This window comes from Microbispora sp. NPDC088329 (genome assembly GCF_040685655.1).
Classification (GTDB): domain Bacteria; phylum Actinomycetota; class Actinomycetes; order Streptosporangiales; family Streptosporangiaceae; genus Microbispora.
Map to the genome: position 1 here is coordinate 24,444 of NZ_JBFBIP010000009.1, position 21,790 is coordinate 46,233.

At 70.5% G+C, this 21,790-nt stretch carries 22 protein-coding genes; 10 read left to right on the top strand and 12 right to left on the bottom strand.

Annotated elements, in window-relative coordinates:
- Positions 1–8: 8 nt before the first annotated feature.
- The 3 genes from AB0O28_RS18260 to AB0O28_RS18270 form a co-directional block, all read right to left on the bottom strand.
- Positions 9–917, bottom strand: coding sequence for a hypothetical protein (locus AB0O28_RS18260; protein WP_363641498.1), 909 nt, complete (start codon positions 915–917; stop codon positions 9–11).
- Positions 918–998: 81 nt separating this feature from the next.
- On the bottom strand, positions 999–1,907 hold the full coding sequence (locus tag AB0O28_RS18265) for a class F sortase (RefSeq protein ID WP_363641500.1): 909 nt from the start codon (positions 1,905–1,907) through the stop codon (positions 999–1,001).
- A gap of 12 nt (positions 1,908–1,919) precedes the next feature.
- Entirely contained in the window at positions 1,920–2,135 is a 216-nt protein-coding gene (locus AB0O28_RS18270) for a hypothetical protein (RefSeq protein ID WP_363641502.1), read from the bottom strand.
- On the opposite strand from AB0O28_RS18270, the gene AB0O28_RS18275 reads away from it, so the two are divergent.
- Positions 2,107–2,685: a hypothetical protein gene (locus tag AB0O28_RS18275; protein ID WP_363641504.1), complete on the top strand. Its 579-nt coding sequence runs from the start codon at positions 2,107–2,109 to the stop codon at positions 2,683–2,685. The genes AB0O28_RS18270 and AB0O28_RS18275 overlap by 29 nt on opposite strands.
- 320 nt (positions 2,686–3,005) lie before the next feature.
- On the opposite strand, the gene AB0O28_RS18280 is transcribed toward AB0O28_RS18275, so the two are convergent.
- On the bottom strand, positions 3,006–3,530 hold the full coding sequence (locus tag AB0O28_RS18280; protein WP_363641506.1) for a hypothetical protein: 525 nt from the start codon (positions 3,528–3,530) through the stop codon (positions 3,006–3,008).
- A 124-nt stretch (positions 3,531–3,654) separates the two neighbouring features.
- Between AB0O28_RS18280 and AB0O28_RS18285 the strand changes: the two genes are divergently transcribed.
- Both AB0O28_RS18285 and AB0O28_RS18290 read left to right on the top strand, forming a co-directional pair.
- On the top strand, positions 3,655–4,167 hold the full coding sequence (locus tag AB0O28_RS18285) for a hypothetical protein (RefSeq protein ID WP_363641508.1): 513 nt from the start codon (positions 3,655–3,657) through the stop codon (positions 4,165–4,167).
- A 324-nt stretch (positions 4,168–4,491) separates the two neighbouring features.
- Entirely contained in the window at positions 4,492–4,743 is a 252-nt protein-coding gene (locus AB0O28_RS18290; protein WP_363641509.1) for a hypothetical protein, read from the top strand.
- Here the strand turns inward: AB0O28_RS18290 and AB0O28_RS18295 are convergent.
- Both AB0O28_RS18295 and AB0O28_RS18300 read right to left on the bottom strand, forming a co-directional pair.
- Positions 4,710–5,609 (bottom strand): class F sortase, encoded by a 900-nt coding sequence (locus AB0O28_RS18295; RefSeq protein WP_363641511.1) that lies wholly within the window; start codon positions 5,607–5,609, stop codon positions 4,710–4,712. The two genes, AB0O28_RS18290 and AB0O28_RS18295, sit on opposite strands and share 34 nt — an antisense overlap.
- A gap of 11 nt (positions 5,610–5,620) precedes the next feature.
- Positions 5,621–7,069, bottom strand: coding sequence for a hypothetical protein (locus AB0O28_RS18300; protein ID WP_363641513.1), 1,449 nt, complete (start codon positions 7,067–7,069; stop codon positions 5,621–5,623).
- Between the two features lie 238 nt (positions 7,070–7,307).
- Between AB0O28_RS18300 and AB0O28_RS18305 the strand changes: the two genes are divergently transcribed.
- The gene (locus tag AB0O28_RS18305; RefSeq protein WP_363641515.1) at positions 7,308–8,453 is read left to right on the top strand and encodes an acyl-CoA dehydrogenase family protein; all 1,146 of its coding nucleotides are present in this window, start codon (positions 7,308–7,310) and stop codon (positions 8,451–8,453) included.
- Positions 8,454–8,457: 4 nt separating this feature from the next.
- Here AB0O28_RS18305 and AB0O28_RS18310 read toward each other — a convergent pair whose 3' ends face one another.
- Entirely contained in the window at positions 8,458–8,619 is a 162-nt protein-coding gene (locus AB0O28_RS18310) for a hypothetical protein (RefSeq protein ID WP_363641517.1), read from the bottom strand.
- A gap of 69 nt (positions 8,620–8,688) precedes the next feature.
- Positions 8,689–9,465 carry an alpha/beta hydrolase gene (locus AB0O28_RS18315; protein WP_363641519.1) on the bottom strand — a complete coding sequence of 259 codons (777 nt, stop codon included), beginning with the start codon at positions 9,463–9,465 and terminating at the stop codon, positions 8,689–8,691.
- A gap of 148 nt (positions 9,466–9,613) precedes the next feature.
- Between AB0O28_RS18315 and AB0O28_RS18320 the strand changes: the two genes are divergently transcribed.
- Complete coding sequence (locus AB0O28_RS18320) at positions 9,614–10,504, top strand: hypothetical protein (protein WP_363641521.1); 891 nt, start codon at positions 9,614–9,616, stop codon at positions 10,502–10,504.
- 36 nt (positions 10,505–10,540) lie between these two features.
- Here the strand turns inward: AB0O28_RS18320 and AB0O28_RS18325 are convergent, their stop codons facing one another.
- Both AB0O28_RS18325 and AB0O28_RS18330 read right to left on the bottom strand, forming a co-directional pair.
- Positions 10,541–12,769, bottom strand: coding sequence for a SpoIIE family protein phosphatase (locus tag AB0O28_RS18325; RefSeq protein ID WP_363641523.1), 2,229 nt, complete (start codon positions 12,767–12,769; stop codon positions 10,541–10,543).
- A gap of 120 nt (positions 12,770–12,889) precedes the next feature.
- A complete protein-coding gene (locus AB0O28_RS18330) occupies positions 12,890–13,594 on the bottom strand; it encodes a metal-dependent transcriptional regulator (RefSeq protein ID WP_363641525.1) in 705 nt (234 codons plus the stop codon).
- Between the two features lie 84 nt (positions 13,595–13,678).
- Between AB0O28_RS18330 and AB0O28_RS18335 the strand changes: the two genes are divergently transcribed.
- The gene (locus AB0O28_RS18335) at positions 13,679–14,290 is read left to right on the top strand and encodes a UdgX family uracil-DNA binding protein (protein WP_363641527.1); all 612 of its coding nucleotides are present in this window, start codon (positions 13,679–13,681) and stop codon (positions 14,288–14,290) included.
- Positions 14,291–14,310: 20 nt separating this feature from the next.
- Here AB0O28_RS18335 and pdxH read toward each other — a convergent pair whose 3' ends face one another.
- Complete coding sequence (gene pdxH, locus AB0O28_RS18340; protein WP_363641529.1) at positions 14,311–14,955, bottom strand: pyridoxamine 5'-phosphate oxidase; 645 nt, start codon at positions 14,953–14,955, stop codon at positions 14,311–14,313.
- A gap of 170 nt (positions 14,956–15,125) precedes the next feature.
- Between pdxH and AB0O28_RS18345 the strand changes: the two genes are divergently transcribed.
- Complete coding sequence (locus AB0O28_RS18345; RefSeq protein WP_363641531.1) at positions 15,126–16,232, top strand: citrate synthase 2; 1,107 nt, start codon at positions 15,126–15,128, stop codon at positions 16,230–16,232.
- 161 nt (positions 16,233–16,393) lie between these two features.
- Here AB0O28_RS18345 and AB0O28_RS18350 read toward each other — a convergent pair whose 3' ends face one another.
- Entirely contained in the window at positions 16,394–19,153 is a 2,760-nt protein-coding gene (locus AB0O28_RS18350; protein WP_363641533.1) for an ABC transporter substrate-binding protein, read from the bottom strand.
- A 122-nt stretch (positions 19,154–19,275) separates the two neighbouring features.
- Between AB0O28_RS18350 and serC the strand changes: the two genes are divergently transcribed.
- From serC to AB0O28_RS18365, 3 genes are all read left to right on the top strand, one after another.
- Entirely contained in the window at positions 19,276–20,388 is a 1,113-nt protein-coding gene (gene serC, locus AB0O28_RS18355) for a phosphoserine transaminase (RefSeq protein ID WP_363641535.1), read from the top strand.
- Positions 20,389–20,537: 149 nt separating this feature from the next.
- A complete protein-coding gene (locus AB0O28_RS18360; RefSeq protein WP_363641537.1) occupies positions 20,538–21,104 on the top strand; it encodes an RNA polymerase sigma factor in 567 nt (188 codons plus the stop codon).
- Positions 21,101–21,778 carry a hypothetical protein gene (locus tag AB0O28_RS18365; protein WP_363641539.1) on the top strand — a complete coding sequence of 226 codons (678 nt, stop codon included), beginning with the start codon at positions 21,101–21,103 and terminating at the stop codon, positions 21,776–21,778. Before AB0O28_RS18360 ends, AB0O28_RS18365 begins: the two co-directional genes overlap by 4 nt.
- The last annotated feature ends 12 nt before the right edge of the window (positions 21,779–21,790 follow it).

Here is a 21,790-nt window from a genome sequence, read left to right on the forward strand (position 1 = left end):
GGACGGACTCAGGCGTAACCTCCGGGTAGCACGTCGGCGGGCTCGACGATCTGGAACCCGCGGCTGTCGGCCGCGATCCCGCGGAGCGCGTTGGCCAGCGTCACCGCGATGGCCGCCCGCCCGACGAGCTCCACCCGCGTGGCGTCCTCGGGCACCATGTCCCCACCCGCGCCAACGCCGTCCGTCACGCCGACGGCCGCGAGAAGGTCCTCCGCCGCGTGCTCGGTGCTCCCGGCGCCCTCGCCGTTCGTCTCCTCCGCATGCTCGATCGGCGAGATCCGGGCGATGGCGATCTCCGTGAGGTACGGCCAGCGGGCCTGGGCGGCGGGCGGCATGCGGTGCCCCTCCTCGACGGTGAGGACCAGCCCTTCGCCCGCGTAGACGTCGGCCACCCTGCCGCGGCGGACGGGAACGTGGACGACACCGTCGACGAGTTCCCCCTCCGGCCAACGTTCCGTGTCCACGGTCTCGACAGGACCCAGTAGTCCGCGCAGGGCCGGCAGGATCTCCTCGGGCTCCGGCACGGCCGGCAGGTAGACCAGCGGGTCTCCGCCGTCGTCCGCCGGATCGAGCGGCTCGCCCTGGCAGAGCGACCAGCCGCCGAGGCGGTACGCGATGCCCTCGGCCAGGCTCTTGTCGAAGAAGTCGACCGGCAGCGGGCCTTCGGCGGCGATCCGGCAGGCCCAGAGCCTGTCCTCGCCGGGCACGCCGAGCTTGGCGAGGATGTCTCCGGTCAGTTCGATGGGCGGTTGGATGCGCGATCCGCCCGCGATGATGTCGTCGCCGTCGGTCCTCGCCTCGGGATCGGCGAGTTGTGCGACCGCCAGCAGTGTCTTCTGGTCCGGCCGGGCGGGCAGCAGCGCCGTGGGCCCTGTGCGCAGCCGACCGGGGAGCAGGACTTTCGAGAACCAGCCCACAGGCCCTCCTCATGATCGGTCGAAGAGACCATAGCCTCCACGGTCGCCGACCACGAGCCCTTCCGGCGAGGTCGCCCCGGTTCAGGACTTCGACTTCGCCAGACGCGTGCCGGTCATCGTGGCGTAGACGATGACGTTGTCGAAGTAGTGACCGGTCGAATAGTTGTATTTGCCGCCGCAGGTGATCAGCCGCAGCTCGGCGTTGTCGGCGTGCCCGTACACCCGGTTGGTGGGGAACGTCTGCTTGTCGGCCTGCTCGATCCCGCCGACGGTGAAGATGGCCACGGTCCCGTCGAGGCGGTACACCTCGATCTTGTCGCCGTACTCCAGTTCGTGCAGGCGGGCGAAGACGGCGCTGCGCGAGGTGGTGTCCTTGTGGCCGAGCATGACCGCCGGGCCCGCCTCACCCGCCGTCGGGCCGCCGCGATACCAGCCGACCAGGTTCGGATTGCCGATCGGGGGCGTCTGGATCGCGCCGGCGCGGTCGAGACCGACCGACTTGATCGGGGCGTTGATGCCGAGCTTGGGGATGACCAGGCGTTTGGGCGTGGACGGCTGCATCGCGGGCGCGGCCGGGATCTTCGGGACCGGCGGCGGCGCGTCGGCGACCGCCTGCGTCAGCGGCTGCCCGGCGCCACCGGGCCCCACAGTGGGGGCGAGCCCGTTCTGTGGGGCCGCGAGCTTCAGCGTCTGACGGGTCGGCGCGGCGTACTCGTCGGGGTTGTTCACGATGGTCACGACGCCCACGACCATGATGACCAGGCCCACGACGGCGGCCGTGATCAGCAGCCGCCTGATGGCCTGCGCACCGTCGCCGGGAGGCTTCTCCTCCGGCTCCTGCGGCGGTTGCACGGGCTGGATCTGCGGCAGCATCACCGGCTGGAAGACCGGCTGGCCGTAAACCGGCTGCGGGTAGCCCTGCCCGCCGGGCCCGAGAGGCATGCCGTACGGCTGGCCCGGCGGGTACTGCCCAGGTGGCGGGGTGGTCATCGCTAGTCCTACTTACTGTCTCGCCGGACGGCGGCGGGTCCGCAGCACGAGCCCACCGGCCGCGGCCGCCAGCATCAGCGCGGTGCCGGTGAGGACGAAGAGGCGGGCGTCGGGGCCCGCGTCACCTCCGCCGCCGGTGGCCGCGCCACCCCCGGGGGTGTTCTCGACCTGAACGGACTTCGTCTTCTTCTTGGACGGCGTGGGCGACGCGAAGACCGTCTCGAACACCGTCCGGGTGTTGCGGGGCGTGGGCGAGACGCTCGGCGAGGCGCTGGGACTGGCACTGGGGCTGGCGCTCGGGGACGCGGACGGGGACGCCGAGGGACTCGCCACCGGAATCGTCGCCACCGCGGGCGCCGTGTTGGCACCCGTCGTGGCGATCGCACAGGTGTACAGCGTGGTGGGCGTCGTGGTGGTGTTCGTGCCCGTGCCGGCGGGCGCGATCATCTTGATGGTGAAGTCCTTCGCCGTCAGCGCGACGGAGGTCGCTCCGGCCGACGGCGTGACGGTCAGCGTCGCCGTGGGGAGCGGCGGCATCGTCCCTTGGGCCGCGACGGCCGAGGTCAACGCCGCGCCCGTCGGCGAGGGCGTGGAGACTCCCGCGGTCGCGGTGGCCGGCAGCACCGTGGCCGCCACGCTGGGCTGCAACTCGATCGACGCGCCGTTCGCGATCGCCACCGGAGCGGGGAACGCCGACGTGGTGACCGGCGTGAAGCTCAAGGTCGCGGTGTACACGGTGCCGGTCCCGGTCGAGGTGAGCGACACGGTGAAGTCGTGATTGACGGCGGTGCCGCCGGTCGTCGACGGCGTGCAGGTGTATGTCACGGTCTTCGTGTCGGCATGCGCGCCGAGCGCGCCCAGGCCCAGGAGAAGGCCCGCGCTGACCACTCCGGCCGCGGCGGCCCTTCCGGCGACACGGCCCCGCGCCTTTGACTTCAGCACTGACTTCTCTCCACTTCGATACTCGCAGTCAACAGGCGTACCAGCTTGCCAGCATACGGTCACGCTCAGGTAGAGATTTTATGGACAAAAACCCCAAGACCGCCTCCGCTTCTCAAAACTCTCCCACGTTTCCGCAACGTCCGCACCGCCCGGACGCTAGCGCCTGCCGTAGGAGCCGGGGTTCGGGCCGAAACGCCGCAGCAGCAGTCCGCCGGCCGCCGCCGCGGCCATCAGCGCCAGGCCGGTGAGCACGACGAGGCGGGCGTCCGGGCCCGCGTCGCCCCCGGCTCCGGTCTGCGCGCCACCGAGCGGCGTCGTCTTGACCTGCTTGGTCGCCGTACGGGAGACCGTGGCCGTCGCGGTGGTGGACACGGTGGTGGACACGGTGGTGGTCGCCGTGGCGGCGGCTGAGGCGGTGACCGTGGCCGTGGTGGTCGTCGTGACCGTGGCGGCCGGAGACGTCGTCGCGTCGGGACTGGGCGACGGACTCGCGCCTCCGTCGTCGTCCGAGGGAGTCGTGCCCGACGAATCGGATGTGGAGACGGTGAAGGCGAGCGACGCCCGGGGCGCGGAGTCCGGCAGTGTGCACGTATAGAGCGCCTCGCCCGTACCGGTGGTGTCCCCGGCCGGCCGCAGCCTCAGCGTGAAGTTCCCGGCCGCGACCCCCACCGTGCCCTGCACCGTCGGAGTCAGCGTGACGAGCAGTTCCGGGATCGGCGACAGCGTGGCCGACGGCGAGAGGGACGACGGGACCGCCGTGGAGGCGGCTGGGCTCAGCGTGATCGCCGAGGGGGTCTCCTCCTGAGTGCCGGTCGTCGTGTCGTCCGTGGACGAGTCCGTCTCGCCGGTCGAGGGCGTCGGGCTCGGAGACGGTGACGCGCTGGGAGACGGTGACGCGCTGGGAGACGGCGAGGCGCTCGGGGACGGCGAGGGGGAGGTGTCCGCGACGGCCAGAGAATTCGTCTCTCCGGCCGATTCCCCCTCATCGGGGGACGGCGACGCCGAAGGGGAAGGTGTGGGCGAGACGGACGGCGACGCCGAAGGGGAGGGCGTGGGCGAGACGGACGGCGACGCCGAAGGGGACGGCGTGGGGGTCGGCGATTCGCTGGGAGTGGCGGACTCGCTCACGACGGGAGCACCGCTCGCCTCCATCAGGCCCTCGGCGACCAGGACGTCGTTCGCCGCGATGCCCGTCGCCGGCACCACCATGGAGCTCTGGTCCGGCGACGGCGAGGCGGGGGCGAGCTGCCAGGTGACGACCGCCGGGCTGTTCACCACCGGGTTGTCCGGCGCGACCAGAGTCACGCTCACGGGGTAGGTCGCGGCGCTGCCGCCCGCCGGAACGCAGGAATACGGCACGGTCGTGGTCTGACTCGCCGCAAGCACCGGCCAGGTCATCAGGGCCAGTGCGACCGTCGCTCCCGCTGCCGACCGGGCCGCGATGCGACGCCGGGCACTTCTGCGCCGGGCGCTGGGGTCGGGCACGACGTCTCTCCTGCCACCACAGTCCGTACACGTGGCCAACAGTCTCCCAGGAGTTGACCACGGACATAACCAGTGGGGCCTTATGTCAGGAAATTCTCAGGGAACCTTCATCGCCCTCTCACAGTGGGGAGAGCGGAGCGGAAAGCGACGACCGCTCGTGGCGCTCGTGGCCATGGCGGTGATGGCGGCGATCCTCGCGACGGCCCTGCCCGTCCTCCGGGACGCGGCCGCGATCGTCGCGACGGCGGCGGTGGCGGGCACGCTGCCGGTGCAGCGCGTGGCCCGGACGGCCGTACGGCGCAAACCGCACGATCCGCCCGAGCGCGAGGCGCGGAAGGGCGAAGAGGTGATCAGCGTGAACCGACCACCTCGCGATCACTTGCCCTTGGTCTCCGTCAGGGTCGCGTAGACGATGATGTTGTCGGTGTAGTGGTGCTGCTTGGCGTTGTAGACCCCGCCGCAGGTGATCAGCCGCAGCGAGGACGTGATCGTGTTGCCGTAGACCCGCTTCGTCGGGAACGTCGACTTGCTGACCTGCTCGATTCCGTCCACCGTGAAGATCGCCATCTTGCCGTCCGCGCGCAGGACGGCGATCTTGTTGCCGCGCTTGAGCTCACGCAGCCGGCTGAAGACGGCGGCGCCCTTGCGGGTGTTCACGTGCCCGAGGATGATCGACGGCCCCTGGTCGCCGGGGGCCGGCCCGAGGCGATACCAGCCGGTGAGGTTCGGCTTGCTCAGCGGAGGCGCCTGGATCTCGCCGGACTTCGCCACGCCGACCGAGCCCACGACGGCCTTCACGCCGATCGCCGGGATGCTGATCTTGAGGGGCCTGCCGGTGACCTTCTTGGTCGTCGTCTTCTTCGCGGCGGACGACGAGGACGACAGCGGCGTCGAGGACGACGAGGCCGCGCTCGTGAGGGTCAGCGGGGCGATCGGCTGCAGCGCGGGCAGCGGCGGCGGCGCGGTCGGGTCCGCGGCCGTGAGCGGCACGCCAGGCCCGCCCGGGCCCACGGTCGGCGGCAGGAAGGCCACGTTGCCCGCGTCCTGGACGTTCACCTGTGTGCCCGCGGCCAGCCCGGTCTCCTGCGAGTCCGAGGGGCTCAGCACGGCGAGCATCCCGGCCATGACGGCCGCGATGCCGCCGAACGACCCGGCCACGAGCAGGGTCGCGAGAACCGGCTGCGGCAGCGGCTTGCGCGTCTTCTTGGCGTCGTTCTCGACGTCGTTCGCGGTGCCGCCCTGTTCCGGAGCGCCGCCGTTGGGAGTGTCGTTCATCGTCATCCTCCTCAGCCCCGCTCGCCCGAGTGCGCCGCCCTGCGCCGGAGCAGTGCCACCCCACTGAGCATGCCGATCAACAACAGCGCACCACCCGAGCCGATCAGCAGCATGCCCGAGGAGGACATGCGCTCCGGAGCCTCACCGGTCTGCGCGCCGCCTTGCGGAGTGACCGCCACCTGGGCCACGGACGGAGTCGCGGTCAGTGTCACCGTCTTCGTCGCCGTCGGAGACGGGCTGCCCTGCGTGACCACCGCCGTCACGATGTAGTTCTGTGTCGCCGCCGCAGCCGGTGACGGACTGGCCGAGGGAGACACCGAGGGAGAGGCCGACGGTGAAGGCGACGGCGAGGGGGACGCCGAGGGAGACGGCGAGGGCGACTCGTTACCCGGGTTTCCCGACGGACTGGCCGAAGGGCTGGCCGGCGGGCTCACCGGAGGCGACGCGTCAGGCGAGCTGTCCGGCGACGGGCTGGTCGGCGGGGGGTTGTCGTCACCGCCGCCGATCTTCACCTGCACGGCGACCGGCGCGCTGACGATCTCACAGGTGGCGCGGTACTCCTGCGGCGGGTTGGCCAGCTCCCGCGTGATCACACGGAAGGCGTCGAGCTGGCCCCATTTGCCGTCCTCGACATTCTTGATGGTGATCGTGTGTTCGCCGAACTTCAGGCCGCGGAACCTCCACAGGGTCTGCCCACCCTTGTTGGCGTCGTTGACCACCGTGCCGTCGTCGTTCTTCGAAGGGTCGATCCGCGGCGGAGTGCCGGGCTGACCGTCGACGGCGATGTCGATCTCTCCGGCGCGTTGGTCCCTCTGGGCGATGTAGTCGATCCCGGTGCCCGTGAAGGTCAGCGATGCCCAGGCGTCTTTGGCCGTGGTCCTGTGCAGGTCGAGGTGGTGGTCCTTGTTCTGGCTCGGCTGATCGTTGAGATCTTCCCAGCCAGGGCCATAAGTGATCGCCAAGTCGTCGTCGTTGACCATGACCTCGGAGGCGGGAGGACGGAAGTCGATGAACAACCTGCCGGGCTTGACCGTGAGAGTGCCCTCCCGGTCCGTGTAGGCGAAGTCCGCGATGCCGTCAGGCAGCTTGAGAGGAGTGCCCTTGATCATGGCGCCCGGCTGGTCCACGGATCCCTTCGGCTGCAGCTGCCCGATCCAGGCACCGCTGAGGTTGACCCGCCCGGTCACCTCGATGCGGCCGCCGTCGGGCAGCCGCGCGGGCGCTCCCAACCGCGTCGCGTCCTTGTAGTTCAGCTTCCACTCGACGTTGAGGGGATCGCCGACGTTCAACGTGGTGGGGACGGTGAGCTTCGTCCGGAGATTCACAGTCTTCGAGCCGAACTCGGCCACGCCCTGTGTACAGGCGTAATCCACGACGAGATCTGCGGTAGCGGCGCTCGCCGTAGACGACGACGTGACGACCGTCGCCGTACCTGCCAGGCCGAGGGCCAGGGCGGCCATGGTCCTAGGAAGACCAGCTCTCCACCGATTCACCGCACACTCCGATCACAGGTCCGCCCCAGCGGGCCTATAGCAAACCGAAGGTAGATCTTAGAGGGTACGGAAGCGGTCAAAGGGGCCGTTATCTCAATGGTTTCGGAGTTGTGACACTCCGTACAGGTTGCAGCCGATCGACCCGAGGAGCACCAGAATCGTATTCTGGTGCCGCCAACAGACCCTGAGCCGGAAGGCGTACCCGATGCGGCGAGACCTCTTCGACGAGGAGCACGACCTCTTCCGCGAGACCGTCCGTGAGTTCATAGCCCGCGAGGTCGTCCCCCACCACGCACAGTGGGAGAAGGACGGCATCGTCCCCCGCGAGGTGTGGAAGAAGGCGGGCGAGCTGGGCATGTTCGGTTTCTCCGTACCCGAGGAGTACGGCGGCTCCGGGATCACCGACTTCCGCTACAACATGGTGATCGTCGAGGAGGTCGTCCGCGCCGGCGCGACCGGCCTGGGGTTCGGCCTGCACAACGACATCATGGCGCCCTACCTGGTCGACCTCACCGACGACGAACAGAAGCAGCGCTGGCTGCCCGGCTTCGCGTCCGGCGAGCTGATCACGGCCATCGGCATGACCGAGCCGGGGGCCGGCAGCGATCTGCAGGGCATCCGCACCATCGCCGTCCGCGAGGGCGACCACTATGTGGTGAACGGGCAGAAGACCTTCATCACCAACGGCATCAACTCCGACCTCGTCGTGGTCGTGACCAAGACCGACCCTTCCGCGGGTGCGCGCGGCACCTCGCTGCTGGTGGTGGAGCGCGGCATGGAGGGCTTCACCCGCGGCCGCAACCTGGAGAAGGTCGGCATGCACGCGCAGGACACCGCCGAGCTGTTCTTCGAGAACGTCAGGGTGCCGGTGGCCAACCTCCTGGGCGGCGAGGAAGGACAGGGCTTCTTCCAGCTCATGAACAACCTGCCGCAGGAACGGCTGTCGATCGCGGTGGCGGCCGTGGCCGCGGCGGAGACGGTGCTGGAGCAGACGATCGAGTACTGCCGCAACCGTACGGCCTTCGGCCGGAGCATCGGCAAGTTCCAGAACACCCGGTTCCTGCTGGCCGAACTGGCCACGGAGGTGGAGATCGCCCGCCACTACGTGGACAAGTGCGCACGGGCGCTCAACGCCAAGGAGCTGACGGCGGTGGACGCGGCCAAGGCCAAGTGGTGGACGACCGAGCTGCAGAACAAGGTCATCGACCGGTGCGTCCAGCTCCACGGCGGCTACGGCTACATGCTGGAGTATCCGGTGGCCAAGGCCTGGCTCGACAGCCGCGTGCAGACGATCTACGGCGGCACCACGGAGATCATGAAGGAGATCATCGGCCGGTCCTTCGGCTTCTGATGCCTCAGTGGTGCTGCTGTCCCCAGATCAGCAGCATGGCCACCACGAACACGATCACCACGCCCCCGTAGGCCATCGGGCTCAGCCGGAAGAACCTGCGCACCTTGTTCAGCAGCCACGCGAACAGGAACGCCAGGAAGACCAGAAGGATGAGTCCGGTGTCCACACTGATCAGTATGCGTGGGTATCCCCGCCTCCGCGTGCCCGTCGGCGCAATCGGTCCCGCTGACGGGGACTACGGGGCATCACCGCTGCGTTCGAGAATCACCCGCGCGACCAGCTCCGGGTCGTCGCTCATCGGCACGTGACCACAGCCCCGCAGCAGCGACGTCCGTTGCCCCGCCCACCGCGCCGCCCGTACGGCCTGGCGGCGCGGCAGCAGCCGGTCGCGCTCGCCCCAGGCGATCGTGACCGGCACCTTGGGCGGCGCGGGCGGCGCGACCCACGCCAGCGAGTCCAGCGTCTCCTCGAACCCCACGCAGTCACGCAGCGCCGTGACCGCCGCGCGCACGGCCTCGCCGGAAAGCCGCTGCGGACGGGCCACGATCAGGCCCGTCGCCAGGGCCTTCCCCTCGTCCGTGCCGGCCGCGAGCGTGGGCAGCCCGTCCGCCCGCACCGCCAGCCGCATCAGCCGCAGCACGGCCCGCGCGTACGCGTATTCGGCCCGCGACCAGAACCCGGCGGGGGACAACGCGACGGCCGTGCGGACGTCGGCGGCGGACGCGAGGTCGAGCGCGATGTAGCCGCCCAGCGAGTTGCCCGCGACGTGCGGCCGGCTCAGGCCGAGCCCGGTCCAGAACTCGCGCACCGCCCGCCCCAGCGTCTCCACGTTGTACGGCGTGCCGTACGGCAGCGGCGGGGACTCTCCGAAGCCGGGCAGGTCCACCGCGATGACGTCGTGCCGCTCTGCGAGCAGGTCGAGGACCGGCAGCCAGCCGTGCCGGTGGTGGCCGATGCCGTGGAGGAGTACCAGCGGCGGCCCGCTGCCGCGGCGGTCGTGGGCGAGCTCCATGTGTCCGAGTCAAGCACCGGGGACGGCCGGAAAGAAGCGCGCAGCGCGTCGCGTCCGGCCCCGTCCTGAGGCGGAGTCGGTGCATGCGCGTGCGCGCGGGCTGCAATCATGTTCCGTCGCATTGATTGAAGACGAAATGAACCGATAAATGACTATCGTCACGCCGGAGGAACACACCGGCCTCGCCGACCCGCCGGAGCCGGACGCGAGAGCCGGCGTCATCGACTTGCTGGAACGTAGCGGATCAGTCGTGGTGCCCATCGGCATCGCCCTCTACGCGCTGCTCTATCTCGGCATCCAGCAGGTGTACGGCATCTTCAACATCAGCCCCGAGCAGGCGGGCATCGACCAGGCCACCATGTTCGGCCGCCTGGTGGGGACGCTGATCCTGCTCATCATCGGCGGCGCGCTGCTCGCGGGCGTCGTCGTGGCGGTCGTCTGGCTGCTCGACAAGGCCACCCTCGGCCACCTGTTCCGTCTGGCCCAGGCCGTACGCGTGCGCCCGTGGGCCGCCGCGACCGCCGGCGCGCTGTGGTGCGGGGCGAGCTACTGGGGATTCCTCGGCTATCTCGGGCTGGGCGAGGGCGCGTCGCTGGCCGGCATCGTGATCACCGCGGCGGTTATCGGCGCCCTGGCCTTCCTCGTGCCGTTCCGGCTGCTGCGGCGGCGTCCGGCCGGTCGCGCGGGCATGAAGATCGTGGTGGCCGCGTTCACCGGCATCGGGCTGGGCTTCGCACTGATGGGACAGATGGAGAGCGACGCGCTCGCCGTCGCCCAGAAGGGCAGGCCCGCCAGCATGCTCCTGTCGATGGTGGGTTTCCAGGACCAGTGGGTGGTGCTCAACGACCGCGAAAGCGGCAAGGTGCTGCGCGGCGGGGTGGAGGTGCTGCTGCTCGGCGAACGCGAGGGCGCGTACGCGGTGTACGACTGCGCGCACCAGGAGACCTTCCGCATCTCCATCGACGCGACCGTGCTGCGGCAGGTGACGCTCGAGCCCGAACGCCCGGCCGGATACAGCTGCATCAAGCAGAAGAACTGACCGTGACGCGCCCCGCATCCGGGGACGCGTCACGACCTAACGACCGCCGGTGGGGATCTCGAACCAAACCGCTTTGCCCTCGCGGGTCGGGCGGGAGCCCCAGCGTCGCGCGAGCTGGTCGACGAGGTAGAGGCCACGGCCGCCCTCGTCGTTCTCCCCCGCACTGCGGATGCGGGGCAGGCGCAGATCCTGGTCGAAGACCTCGACCCAGACGGACTCCGCGCCCCTGCGCAGCCGCAGGGTGAACTCCTTGTCGCCCGCGATCTCCTCTTCGAAGCCCGGCACGTCCCACGACTCGTCGAACGGCAGCGGCGGCCCGTCGAGCACCAGCTCGCGACGCGGCACGCTGGCGCTGGCGGCGTGCAGGACCACGTTGGTCACGACCTCGGAGACGAGCAGGCAGGCCAGCTCCGCGCGTTCCTCGGGCACCTGCCATCCGGCGAACGCCTCGGACGCCATCCGCCGCGCCTCGCTCACCATGATCGGCTGAGCCGGGAACGTCCGTTCCTGGGACTGCAGCTCCGCGCCGGCCGAGCGGACGACGAGGATGGCCATGTCGTCGTCGATCTCGCCGGGGACGGCCACCGTGGCCAGGTCGGCGATGCGCTCGACGGACTCCCCCGACGCCTTGGCCAGCTTCTCCCGCAGAATGTCCAGCGCCTCGTCGTCGTCCGGGACGCCCGTGGCGGAGTCGCGCGGCGGCCTGCGGTCGATCAGGCCGTCGGTGTAGAGAAGCAGGGTCGCGCCGGGCGGCAGCACCCTCGTCTCCTCCTTGTAGACCAGGTCGGCGTGCATGCCCTTGGCCCGCACCCCCAGCGGCTGGCCGACCTCGGTGATGTCCAGGTCCCTGGCCTCGCCGTCCACGATCATCAGCGGCGGCGCGTGCCCGGCGTTGGCGAACGACAGCTGCCTCGACCACGCGTCGTACACCATGTATTGGCAGGTGACGATCGGCGGGTTGGTGATGTCGGCGCCGAAGTCGTCGTGCTCGGGCGCGGCGACGATCCTGGTCCACTCGTCCAGGCGGGCGAGGATGTCGGCCGGCGGTTTGTCGTCCTGGGCGAAGGCCCGCAACGCGGCTCTGAGCTGCCCCATGACCGCCGCCGCCTTGGCCCCCCGGCCCTCGACGTCGCCGATCACGATGCCGACGCGCCCGGCCGACAGCGGGATCACGTCGTACCAGTCGCCGCCCACCTGGGTCTGGATGCCCTGGCCGTGGGAGGCGAGCGGGGCGGCCGGGTAGTAGCGGACCGCGATCTCCAGGCCGTCGAGCGTGGGCAGCGGCTGCCGCGGGAGCAGGTGCTTCTGGAACGACTCGGCGGTGTGCCGCTCCTCCTCGAACAGCAGCGCGTTGTCGACGGCGAGTGCGACGCGGGTCGCGATGGCGCCGACGAAGTCGCGGTCGAAGGTGTCGTAGTGGGGCGAGCGCCGGTTCGTCAGGTTCGACAGGCCGAGGTACATCAGGCCGAGCGTCTCACCGCGCACGCACAGCGGGGCGACGATGGCCGAGGTCATGCCGATCTCGCCGCACAGCCGGGCCGCGCCCGCGCTCGTCGCCGGGTAGCTGACCTGCGAGAAGTCCTCGATGAGGATCGTCTCCTGGCGGCGCAGGGCGGTCTCGGCGTAATGCCCGAGGGGGTATCTGATCTCCGCGCCGACCGGCCGCCACGTGTCCGGCGGCGGCGTCCAGCCGTTCACGTGCGTGGAGACCTTGCGCACCAGGCGGTCGCCCTCGTTCAGTTCGATGAAGCAGTGGTCGGCGAACTGCGGGACGAGCATCTCCGCGACCCGGTTGAGCGTCTCCTCGACGTACAGGGAGCCGGCGAGCCGCTCGCCGATCCGCTCGAGCAGGCCGAAGCGGTCCTTCTCACGCTCGTTGCTGCGCATCGCCTCGCGCGCGGTGATCACGATGCCGCTCACGGAGCCGGAGGGATGCCGCAGCGGCACGGCCTGCGCGCGCACGTAGATCGTCGTGCCGTCGCCGCGGACCACGTCGAACGTGCCCTCCCACACGCCGCCGCGCAGCACGTGCTTGGCCAGCTCGGCCGTGAGCGGGTGGTCCTTCTCCGAGATCCCGAGGGTGTGCAGCGACTCCTTGCCCGGAGACGTCCCGACGCGGCCGAACAACTGCTCCGCGAAGGGGTTCCAGTACAGGACGTTGCTGAAGCGATCGGTCACGACCACGGCCATCTCCGCGTGGTCGAGCACGGAACCGGCGGAGAGATGGTCGTCGGCGTCCTGTGACAGATCTCCCCATCGCCTCATGCCACGACCGTCCCTTGACGAGGTGGGTTCGCTATGCCGGGCACGGGCGCTCCTGCGAAGGCTGGGTCGCGAGAAATGAAAGGACTCCCTAGGGGATTCAACCAGGCACAACTCATTCCGTCATCGTCTGGTGACAAAAACGTGTGAGGCGACGTCCCTCGGAAGGTCCGCGGTCGTGGTTCCCACCTCACCATCACCAGTCACCGTTACACCGTTGTCACTCGCCGCGAGCGTCACCTCGCGTCCGGGTTGTATCCCAACTTGCTTGAGTTTAAGCATCAAGGCCGGGTCACTTTGCACTTGTTCGCTGATTCGGCGCACTACAACGGGCACGGGGGCCTGTCCCGCGAGGGTCACCATGGGGGACACCGTCTCATCCCCGGCCGAACCGGACTGCGGCACCCCGAGCTCGTCGAGACCGGGGATCGGGTTGCCGTGCGGGCACACCCGTGGGTTCTTGAGGAGACTCACGAGCCGGCTCTCCACCGACTCCGACATCACGTGCTCCCAGCGGCACGCCTCGATGTGGACCTCCTCCCACGGCATGCCGATCACCTGGGTCAGCAGGCACTCCGCGAGACGGTGTTTGCGCATCACGCGGATGGCCAGCGTGCGGCCCAGCTCCGTCATGCTGAGGTGCCTGTCCCCCTCGACCTTCACCAGGCCGTCGCGTTCCATGCGCGCCACTGTCTGACTGACAGTCGGACCGCTCTGCTGCAGGCGCTCGGCGATGCGGGCGCGGAGCGGCACGATGCCTTCTTCTTCGAGCTCGAAGATCGTGCGGAGGTACATCTCCGTCGTATCGATCAGGCCATGTGCGGTCAAGGCTTAGGCTCCTCCACCAGTGTTACAACGATGCTACGACCTCCCCCGCGTTCGCAGCCGACCCTATTGGGGAAGCGACCCAGGATGGGAAACATCGGGGCCCAGCGATTCCTTCCGGCGGATATGAGCCTGCCCGCGCTCAGGGATGCCGCGCGGCACTGCGAGGGCTGCGACCTCTACCGCGCCGCCACGCAGACGGTCTTCGGCGAGGGCGTGCCCGACGCGCGGTTCATGCTGGTCGGCGAGCAGCCGGGCGACCAGGAGGACCGCGAGGGCGCGCCGTTCGTCGGGCCCGCGGGGCGGCTGCTGGGCAGGGCGCTCGAGGAGGCCGGCATCGAGCGCGAGGCGGTGTACGTGACCAACGCGGTCAAGCACTTCAAATACGAGCCCCGCGGCAAACGCAGGATCCACCGGAAGCCCTCCGTGGGGGAGATCAACGCCTGCCGCCCCTGGCTCGAGGCCGAGATGCGCCTGGTGGACCCGGAGGTCACCGTGGTGCTGGGGGCCACTGCCGCCCGGGCCCTGCTGGGCACGGACTTCCGCGTGACCAGGCATCGGGGAGAGCCGGTCCCCCGGCACGAGGGGGCGTACTACGTGGCGACGATCCACCCCTCGGCGATCCTCCGTTCGCCCGACCGGGACGAGGCGTACTCCGGCTTCCTCGCCGACCTCAAGGTCGCGGCCGGGCTGCCCTGACGCAATCGGGGAGCGGGACCTCAGGGGGCGAGGCGCTCCAGCGTCCAGGCGTCGCCGGTGCGCCGGTAGCGCAGCCGGTCGTGCATGCGGTCGGTCTGGCCCTGCCAGAACTCGACCTCCGCGGGCACCACCCGGAAGCCGCCCCAGAAGTCCGGCAGCGGCGGGTCCTGCGGCCAGCGTGCGGCCAGTTCACGGAACCTGGCGTCGAGCTGCTCCCTCGACTCCACCACCGCCGACTGACGGGAGGCCCACGCGCCGACGCGCGAGCCGTACGGGCGAGAGTGGAAGTAGGCGGCGCTGTCCTCGCGCGGGAGCCGTACGACGGAGCCCTCCACGCGGACCTGCCGCCTGATGGGATGCCACGGGAACAGCAGGCAGGCCCTCGGGTTCTCGCCGAGGTCGCGGCCCTTGCGAGACTCGTAGTTGGTGAAGAAGACGAACCCGCGCTCGTCGAACCCCTTGAGGAGGACCGTTCGGGCGGAGGGACGGCCACCGGCGGAGCTGGTGGCGACGACCATGGCGTTCGGTTCGGGCAGGCCCGCGCCGACGGCGTCCGCGAACCACAGCGCGAACTGCGTCACCGGGTCGGTGGCCATGCCGGATTCGAGCAGGGGCTCACCCTCGTAGCTGTGCCGGAGGCCGGGGAGGTGCGAAGCGCTGTCCACGGAAAGGTATTCTCGCGTGTTCGGCGTACGTCTCGCTCGGTGCCCCCCACCAGGGGGAACCCCGTTCGGTAGGGCCGGGGGCGCGACAGTCGGGCGTTGAGGGTTAAATTGACCCGCCGGTATCTCGACATCAAGGCTCTGGACTTCACAAGAGAGGGAGGCGGCCGAGAATGTCCGACTTCAAACCCGGGCTCGAAGGCGTGGTGGCGTTCGAGACCGAGATCGCGGAACCGGACAAAGAAGGGGGCGCCCTGCGATACCGGGGCGTCGACATCGAAGAGCTCGTGGGCAACGTCTCCTATGGACACGTCTGGGGCCTGCTCGTCGACAACTCGTTCCAGCCGGGCCTGCCCCCGGCGGAGCCGTACCCACTTCCCGTCCATTCCGGCGACATCCGAGTAGACGTACAGAGTGCGCTGGCCATGCTGGCGCCTTCCTACGGCTTCCGGCCCCTGCTCGACATCGACGACGACCAGGCCCGCGACGATCTCGCACGCGCCTCGGTGACCGCCCTGTCGTTCGTCGCGCAGTCGGCCCGCGGCCTGGGGCTGCCGATGGTTCCGCAAAAGCGCGTCGACGAGGCCGAGAGCATCGTCGAGCGCTTCATGGTCCGCTGGCGCGGTGAGCCCGATCCCAAGCACGTGAAGGCCATCGACGCGTACTGGACATCGGCCGCGGAGCACGGCATGAACGCCTCGACGTTCACCGCCCGTGTGATCGCCTCCACCGGCGCCGACGTGGCGGCCGCCCTGTCGGGCGCGGTCGGCGCGATGTCCGGCCCGCTGCACGGCGGCGCGCCGGCGCGGGTGCTGCACATGATCGAGGGCGTCGAGAAGATGGGTGACGCCCGCAAGTACGTCCAGAGCGAGCTGGACAAGGGCCAGCGGCTCATGGGCTTCGGCCACCGGGTCTACCGGGCCGAGGACCCGCGCGCCCGCGTGCTGCGCCGTACGGCCAAGGAGCTGGGCGCGCCCCGCTACGAGGTCGCCGCCGCGCTGGAGACCGCCGCGCTGGAGGAGCTGCACGCCCGCAAGCCGGACCGGGTCCTCGCGACCAACGTGGAGTACTGGGCCGCGGTGGTCCTCGACTTCGCCGAGGTGCCGTCGAACATGTTCACCTCGATGTTCACCTGCGCCCGGACCGCCGGCTGGGCCGCCCACATCCTGGAGCAGAAGCGCACGGGCAGGCTGGTCCGCCCCAGCGCCGACTACGTGGGCCCGAAGCAGCGCTCCATCAACGAGGTGCCCGGCGCCGCCGAGGTCGTCGGCAAGGTCTGAGCGTCCGCGCCGGGATCGCGGCCCTGCGGCGTGCCACAGGCTCCGAGAGGCCGCCGGGCCCGCCCGCGCACCATGGACAGCACCGCCGGTGCGCCGTCAGCGCCCTTGACGGCCCGTCCCTTCCGGGGCGGGCCGTTTCCGCGTGAACCGGATGTCCCGCGTCACCGGCCGGGGCCAGTGGCGTCCCGGAGCGAGAGCGTGGACGCGCCCGCGGACGGGATCGCGGCCGGGCCCGCCGACGAGACCGCCACCGGAGCGTTCCGGGCCGCGCGCTCCCTGACGTCTCCGTCGAGATCCGGGCAGATCTTCTCCTCGCTGTTCTTCTCCTCGCCGCCCTCGGGCTCGGTGGTCGCCAGGCGCCCGCAGCGGTAGGCGACCTCGGACCTGCCCGAGCCGGTCACCTTCATGATCGCGATGGTCTTGTCCTCGGGCTCGTGGGCGGCGGCACCGAAGGAGACCACCCCGCTCGAGCCGTTCCACCTGTCACGCGGTGAGACGAGGGAGATCTGGTAGAGCAGATCCCCCCTGCTGGGCGGACCGCCCCGGTAGGCCGCGTTGACGCGCTCGTAGAACAGCTTGGCGGCGTCGTAGCTGAGGATGAGATTGTCGTCGGACTCCTTCGGGTGCCGGCCGCTCAGCAGGCCCTGCACGAAGCCCGTCGGCGCCACGGCGCCGTCGCGCCACAGCTCGCGGCTCGCAAGCGCCGCGTAGTAGACCTGGACACGCCGGTAGTCGCCGATCTCCGCGCCGCGGTTGGCCACCGCCTTGATGACGTCGTCGCCCGCGAGAACCTTGATCGGCTCCTTGCCGCAGTCCTTGCCCTCGACGTAGCGGAGGAAGTCGAGGAAGTCGGCCGCGCGCCCCGCGTAGAGAAGCAGATCGGGCCCGTGGGCGCAGGCCCGGCTCACCGCCAGGTCCATGCCCGTCCCCCGGTCCTGGTACGCGACGCGGTCGCCGACCGTGATCCCCACCGCGGCGGCCTCGTCCGCGTAGTCGTCGGCGAGGTTGTTCGTGTAGTTGTCGTCGTCCGTCCGGTCCTGGACGACCACGGCGGACGGCTTGCGCACACCGCCGAGGAGCCGGTGGCGGGCGAACCTGGCGGCCAGCCGCGCCTGCCGCTGGTTCGACGGCCCGAGGCGGAACACGTACGGCGAGGGGTAGCCGCCGGACCCGGCCCGGGAGGGGTCGTCCGGCAGGTATCCGAGCCGGTCGGCGGTCGCGGTGGTCACCAGCATCGGGATCTTCGCCGTGTGCAGCGTCCGCATGGCCTCCTCGACGCCGCGGACGCTGCGCTGGAAGCCGATCACCCCGAGCACCCGGGGGTCCTCGGCGGCCATCTCGCTGACCAGCTCCGCCGTACGCCGCCCCTGGCGGAAGTTCGTCCCGGCGTTGGCGACGAGCACCTGGAGGCGGGGGGCGCCGGAGACGCCGCGCTGGTACTCCTCCACGGCCGTGAGCTCCGCCCGGGCCCCGACGAACGCGCTGTCGTTCTGGTCCTGCGCCACGGAGTACTCGCCGAACAGCACTACGCTCACGTATGTCCCGGCCTCCCTGGCCAGGGCGTTGTTCCGGTCGATCCGGGCCACGAGCTTCGTTATCTCGCCGGACGAGAAGATCCCGTCCGGGGCGGGCCCGTCGGCGTTGACGACGCCGACGCACTCCCTGCCGTCGCGCTCGACCCAGGACAGGCCGCCGCAGTGCGCGTTGCGGTCCTGCTGGATGCGTCCGAGCAGGACGACAGGACCGATGACCAGCAGCGCCATCAAGCACCAGTACCCCACCGCCCGCATGCGGCTGCCCAGCAGACGCGGCCGGTGGTCGTCGTCCGGGGGGACCGCGGGCGCGCTGACCATCAGCCGCAGCGGCGGCACCCGCCGCCGCGCCGCCGTACGCCACGCCGCGACCAGCGAGGGCAGCTCCGCCAGCCGGCCCCCGGTGACCGGCCGGGGGCCCGGGGCGAACGACTCGGGCACCGCTGCCAGCACCAGCAGCGGCGGCAGCAGCCCGGTCTCCTCGACCGTCTCCTCCAAGGTGCGCAGGAACCGCTCGTTGACGTCGCCGGACCACCGCGCGTCGAGGACCAGCATCGCGTACAGGCCGCGCCCCCAGCTCGGCCAGGGGATGACCCACTTCTGGTACGCCTGGCGCAGGTCCCGGCACAGCGCGTGGACGAGCAGCCTCTCGACTTCCGCCTCGCTCGCGTCGGCGATGCGCAGCGCGTACTTCGCCATGCGCTCGAAGGGTTTCCTGGTCAGGTACGGCTGCTTCCTGAACCAGCCGTTGAACAGGGATCCCCGGATCGAGAGCATGGCCTGGATCAGCGTGCCGACGACGGCGACGAGCACACCGAGCGCCCACGGGATCAGACCGACCAGGTCGGACGCGCCGCCGAGCCCCCAGGCGGCGAGCGTGCCCACCGGCACCCAGGTGGTGGCCGCGCGGCCGATGAAGTCCGCCGCGGTCCTGCGCCCCCGGTCCCCGCCGTACCTGCCCCTGCGCCAGTCCTTGAGCCGCTCCTTGAACGCCTCCTGGCCCGTACGCGACTGGGGGTCGGGCGGCCAGGTCCGGCCCGGCGCGTCGGCGGGCTCCCCGGGGGGCGGCTCCTCGCGCTGGCGCCGCGCCCACAGCACGAACTGGACGAGCGGGAACCGCGGCGGCGGCAGGAACGAGCCGCCGACGGGTTTGCCGAGCTGCCCGCGCTCCCCCGCCAGCGCCTCGACGAGGTCGCGCAGCGTGTCGAACTCCCCCGCCCTGACCGTCGCCTGCGGCAGGGAGTCCTCGAAGGGCGCGGCGAGGCGGCGGGCCGTGTCGAACGCGCCGCCGTCGCGGCCGACGACGAGGACGAGGGGCAGGGGAGGGTCGGAGCGCCAGAAGAACGGCCTGCGGACCAGGGCCTCGATGACGGTGTGCGGGTCGGCCACGCGGTTGTCTCCCGGGGGCGGAGTCCATTCTTGACGTGGTGCGTGATCTTAAAACTCGACCATGATGTCTCACGATCCGGACCGCGGTCTAGAGCATCCGCAGCTCTCACTACGCTTGAACCGTGGCTGACATCGTGATTCCCGCTGACATCAAGCCCGCCGACGGCCGCTTCGGCTGCGGGCCCTCGAAGGTACGCTCCGAGCAGCTCGCCGCTCTCGCCGACGCCGGGGCGAAGGTGATGGGCACCTCCCACCGGCAGAAGCCGGTGAAGAACCTCGTCGCCCGCGTTCGCGCCGGGCTCACCGACCTGTTCTCCCTCCCCGAGGGGTACGAGGTCGTGCTGGGCAACGGCGGCACCACGGCCTTCTGGGACATCGCGTCCTTCGGGCTGATCCGGGAGAAGTCTCAGCACCTGAACTTCGGGGAGTTCTCCTCGAAGTTCGCGACGGTCGCGAAGAAGGCTCCCTGGCTCGCCGACCCGTCGGTGATCAAGTCGGAGCCGGGCAGCCACCCGCTGCCGGTCGCCGAGGAGGGCGTGGACGTCTACGCGCTCACCCACAACGAGACCTCGACCGGCGTCGCGATGCCGATCAAGCGCGTCGTGGACGACGAGTCGCTCGTGCTGGTGGACGCCACCAGCGGCGCCGGCGGCCTGCCGGTCTCCGCCGAGGAGTTCGACGTCTACTACTTCGCCCCGCAGAAGAGCTTCGCCTCCGACGGCGGCCTGTGGATCGCGCTGTTCTCGCCGAAGGCGCTGGCCCGGGTGACGGAGATCGCCGAGAGCGGCCGGTTCGTCCCCGAGTTCTTCAGCCTGCCGACCGCGATCGACAACTCGGTCAAGGACCAGACGTACAACACCCCGGCGGTCGCCACGCTGTTCCTGCTGGCCGACCAGATCGACTGGATGAACGCCCAGGGCGGCCTCGCGTGGACCACCGCCCGGTCGGCCGACTCCGCCTCGCGCCTGTACACCTGGGCCGAGAAGACGTCGTACACCAAGCCGTTCGTGGCCGACCCGGCGCAGCGCTCCAACGTCGTCGGGACGATCGACTTCGACGACGCGGTGGACGCCGCGGCGGTCGCGAAGGTGCTGCGGGCCAACGGCATCGTGGACACCGAGCCCTACCGCAAGCTCGGCCGCAACCAGCTGCGGATCGCGATGTTCCCGGCGATCGACCCCGCCGACGTCGAGGCGCTGACCTCCTGCGTCGACTACGTGGTCGAGCGTCTCTAGCGGTTCTCACGGCGGCCGCCTTCCGGGCGGCCGCCGATCTCGCCGACGGTCTCCGGGCCGTCGGCTTTTTCGTTTTTCCGGTCCTGTAACGGTGTGTGGCGCTCCGTCCAAGCAGAGATGTGTTTGTCACACAACCGAGGGGAGCGCCGGTGCGCCGTGAAAAGACGGGTCCGGCGGGCTTCGCCCGTGATCCCGACGCATTCGAGGCCTTCTACCGGCGGCATGTCGACGCCGTGACGCGGTTCCTGGCCAGGCGTGCGGACGATCCGCACACCGTCGCCGACCTCACGGCCGAGGTGTTCCTCGCCGTGCTGGATTCCGCGCACACCTACCGCCCGGACAGGGGCAGCGAGATCGCCTGGCTGTACGGCGTGGCCCGCAACACCGTGCTGGCGCAGCGCCGCCGTACGGCGAGGGAGTTACGCGCCACCAGCAGGATCGCCGGCCGCCGCCTGCTCGACGCCGACGACATCGCCCGGCTGGAGGAACGCGTCGACGCCGAGTCGCCGGCCCGTCTGGCGCTGGAGGCGATGGCCGATCTGCCGGACGGCGACCGCGCGCTGCTGGAACTCGTGGCCGTCGACGGGCTCAGCCCCGCCGAGGCCGCCGCCGCGCTCGGCATCAGGCAGGGCACCGCGCGGGTCAGGCTGCACCGCGCCCGGCGGCAGGTCCGGCGCTTCCCAGGAGTCATGGAACTGATCGGAGGAACGAAGTGAACGACACGTTCGAGGACAGACTGCTCGCCGCGCTCAAGGCGGAGATGGTGGCCAGGGAGGCGCGGACGCGCGTGCCGGCCGTGCGCAGATTCGCCCGGCCCCGGTTCCTGGCCGGCGCCGCGACCGCCGCCGCCGCGGCGGCCGTCGCCGTACCGCTCGTGATCGGGCAGCAGACCCCGGCGTACGCGCTGACGAAGAACCCGGACGGCTCGATCAATCTCAAGATCAACGAGTTCAGGGACCCGGACCAGGTCGAGCGGGACCTGGCGAAGATGGGCGTGCACGCCGACATCACCTATCTGCCGCTGGGCAAGAGGTGCGCCGACGGGCGCGCTCCTTTCGTCGCGGGTGACCGCACCTCCTTCACGAAGAAGGAGCTGGAGAGCAAGGACCCGGCCGTCCAGGCGCACATTCGGCGGGTGTCGGAGAAGCTCGCCTCAAGCAAGGCCATCCGGCCGAAGAACGGCATCACCATCGATCCCGAGTTCATCAAGCCGGGGCAGATCGTCCTGATCGAGGTCAACGAGAATCCGGTGGAGCCGGATCCCGGCCATCCGGGAGTCGCCTGGCAGTTCTCCGGCCGGCTGACCGAAGGGCCCGTGAAGCCCTGTCGGGTCGTCGACGACCCCTCGGCGTTCGAGGTCGGGGACGCCACTCCGCCTCCCGGCTCCTGAGACGTTCGCGGG

Bases quoted from the DNA above. Each gene is read 5' to 3' on its own strand.
- AB0O28_RS18335 (WP_363641527.1), top strand. From the start codon at position 13,679: ATGGGAAACATCGGGGCCCAGCGATTCCTTCCGGCGGATATGAGCCTG.
- AB0O28_RS18305 (WP_363641515.1), top strand. From the start codon at position 7,308: ATGCGGCGAGACCTCTTCGACGAGGAGCACGACCTCTTCCGCGAGACC.
- AB0O28_RS18320 (WP_363641521.1), top strand. From the start codon at position 9,614: ATGACTATCGTCACGCCGGAGGAACACACCGGCCTCGCCGACCCGCCG.
- AB0O28_RS18295 (WP_363641511.1), bottom strand. From the start codon at position 5,609: ATGAACGACACTCCCAACGGCGGCGCTCCGGAACAGGGCGGCACCGCG.
- AB0O28_RS18265 (WP_363641500.1), bottom strand. From the start codon at position 1,907: ATGACCACCCCGCCACCTGGGCAGTACCCGCCGGGCCAGCCGTACGGC.
- AB0O28_RS18300 (WP_363641513.1), bottom strand. From the start codon at position 7,069: ATGGCCGCCCTGGCCCTCGGCCTGGCAGGTACGGCGACGGTCGTCACG.
- AB0O28_RS18325 (WP_363641523.1), bottom strand. From the start codon at position 12,769: ATGAGGCGATGGGGAGATCTGTCACAGGACGCCGACGACCATCTCTCC.
- AB0O28_RS18315 (WP_363641519.1), bottom strand. From the start codon at position 9,465: ATGGAGCTCGCCCACGACCGCCGCGGCAGCGGGCCGCCGCTGGTACTC.
- AB0O28_RS18345 (WP_363641531.1), top strand. From the start codon at position 15,126: ATGTCCGACTTCAAACCCGGGCTCGAAGGCGTGGTGGCGTTCGAGACC.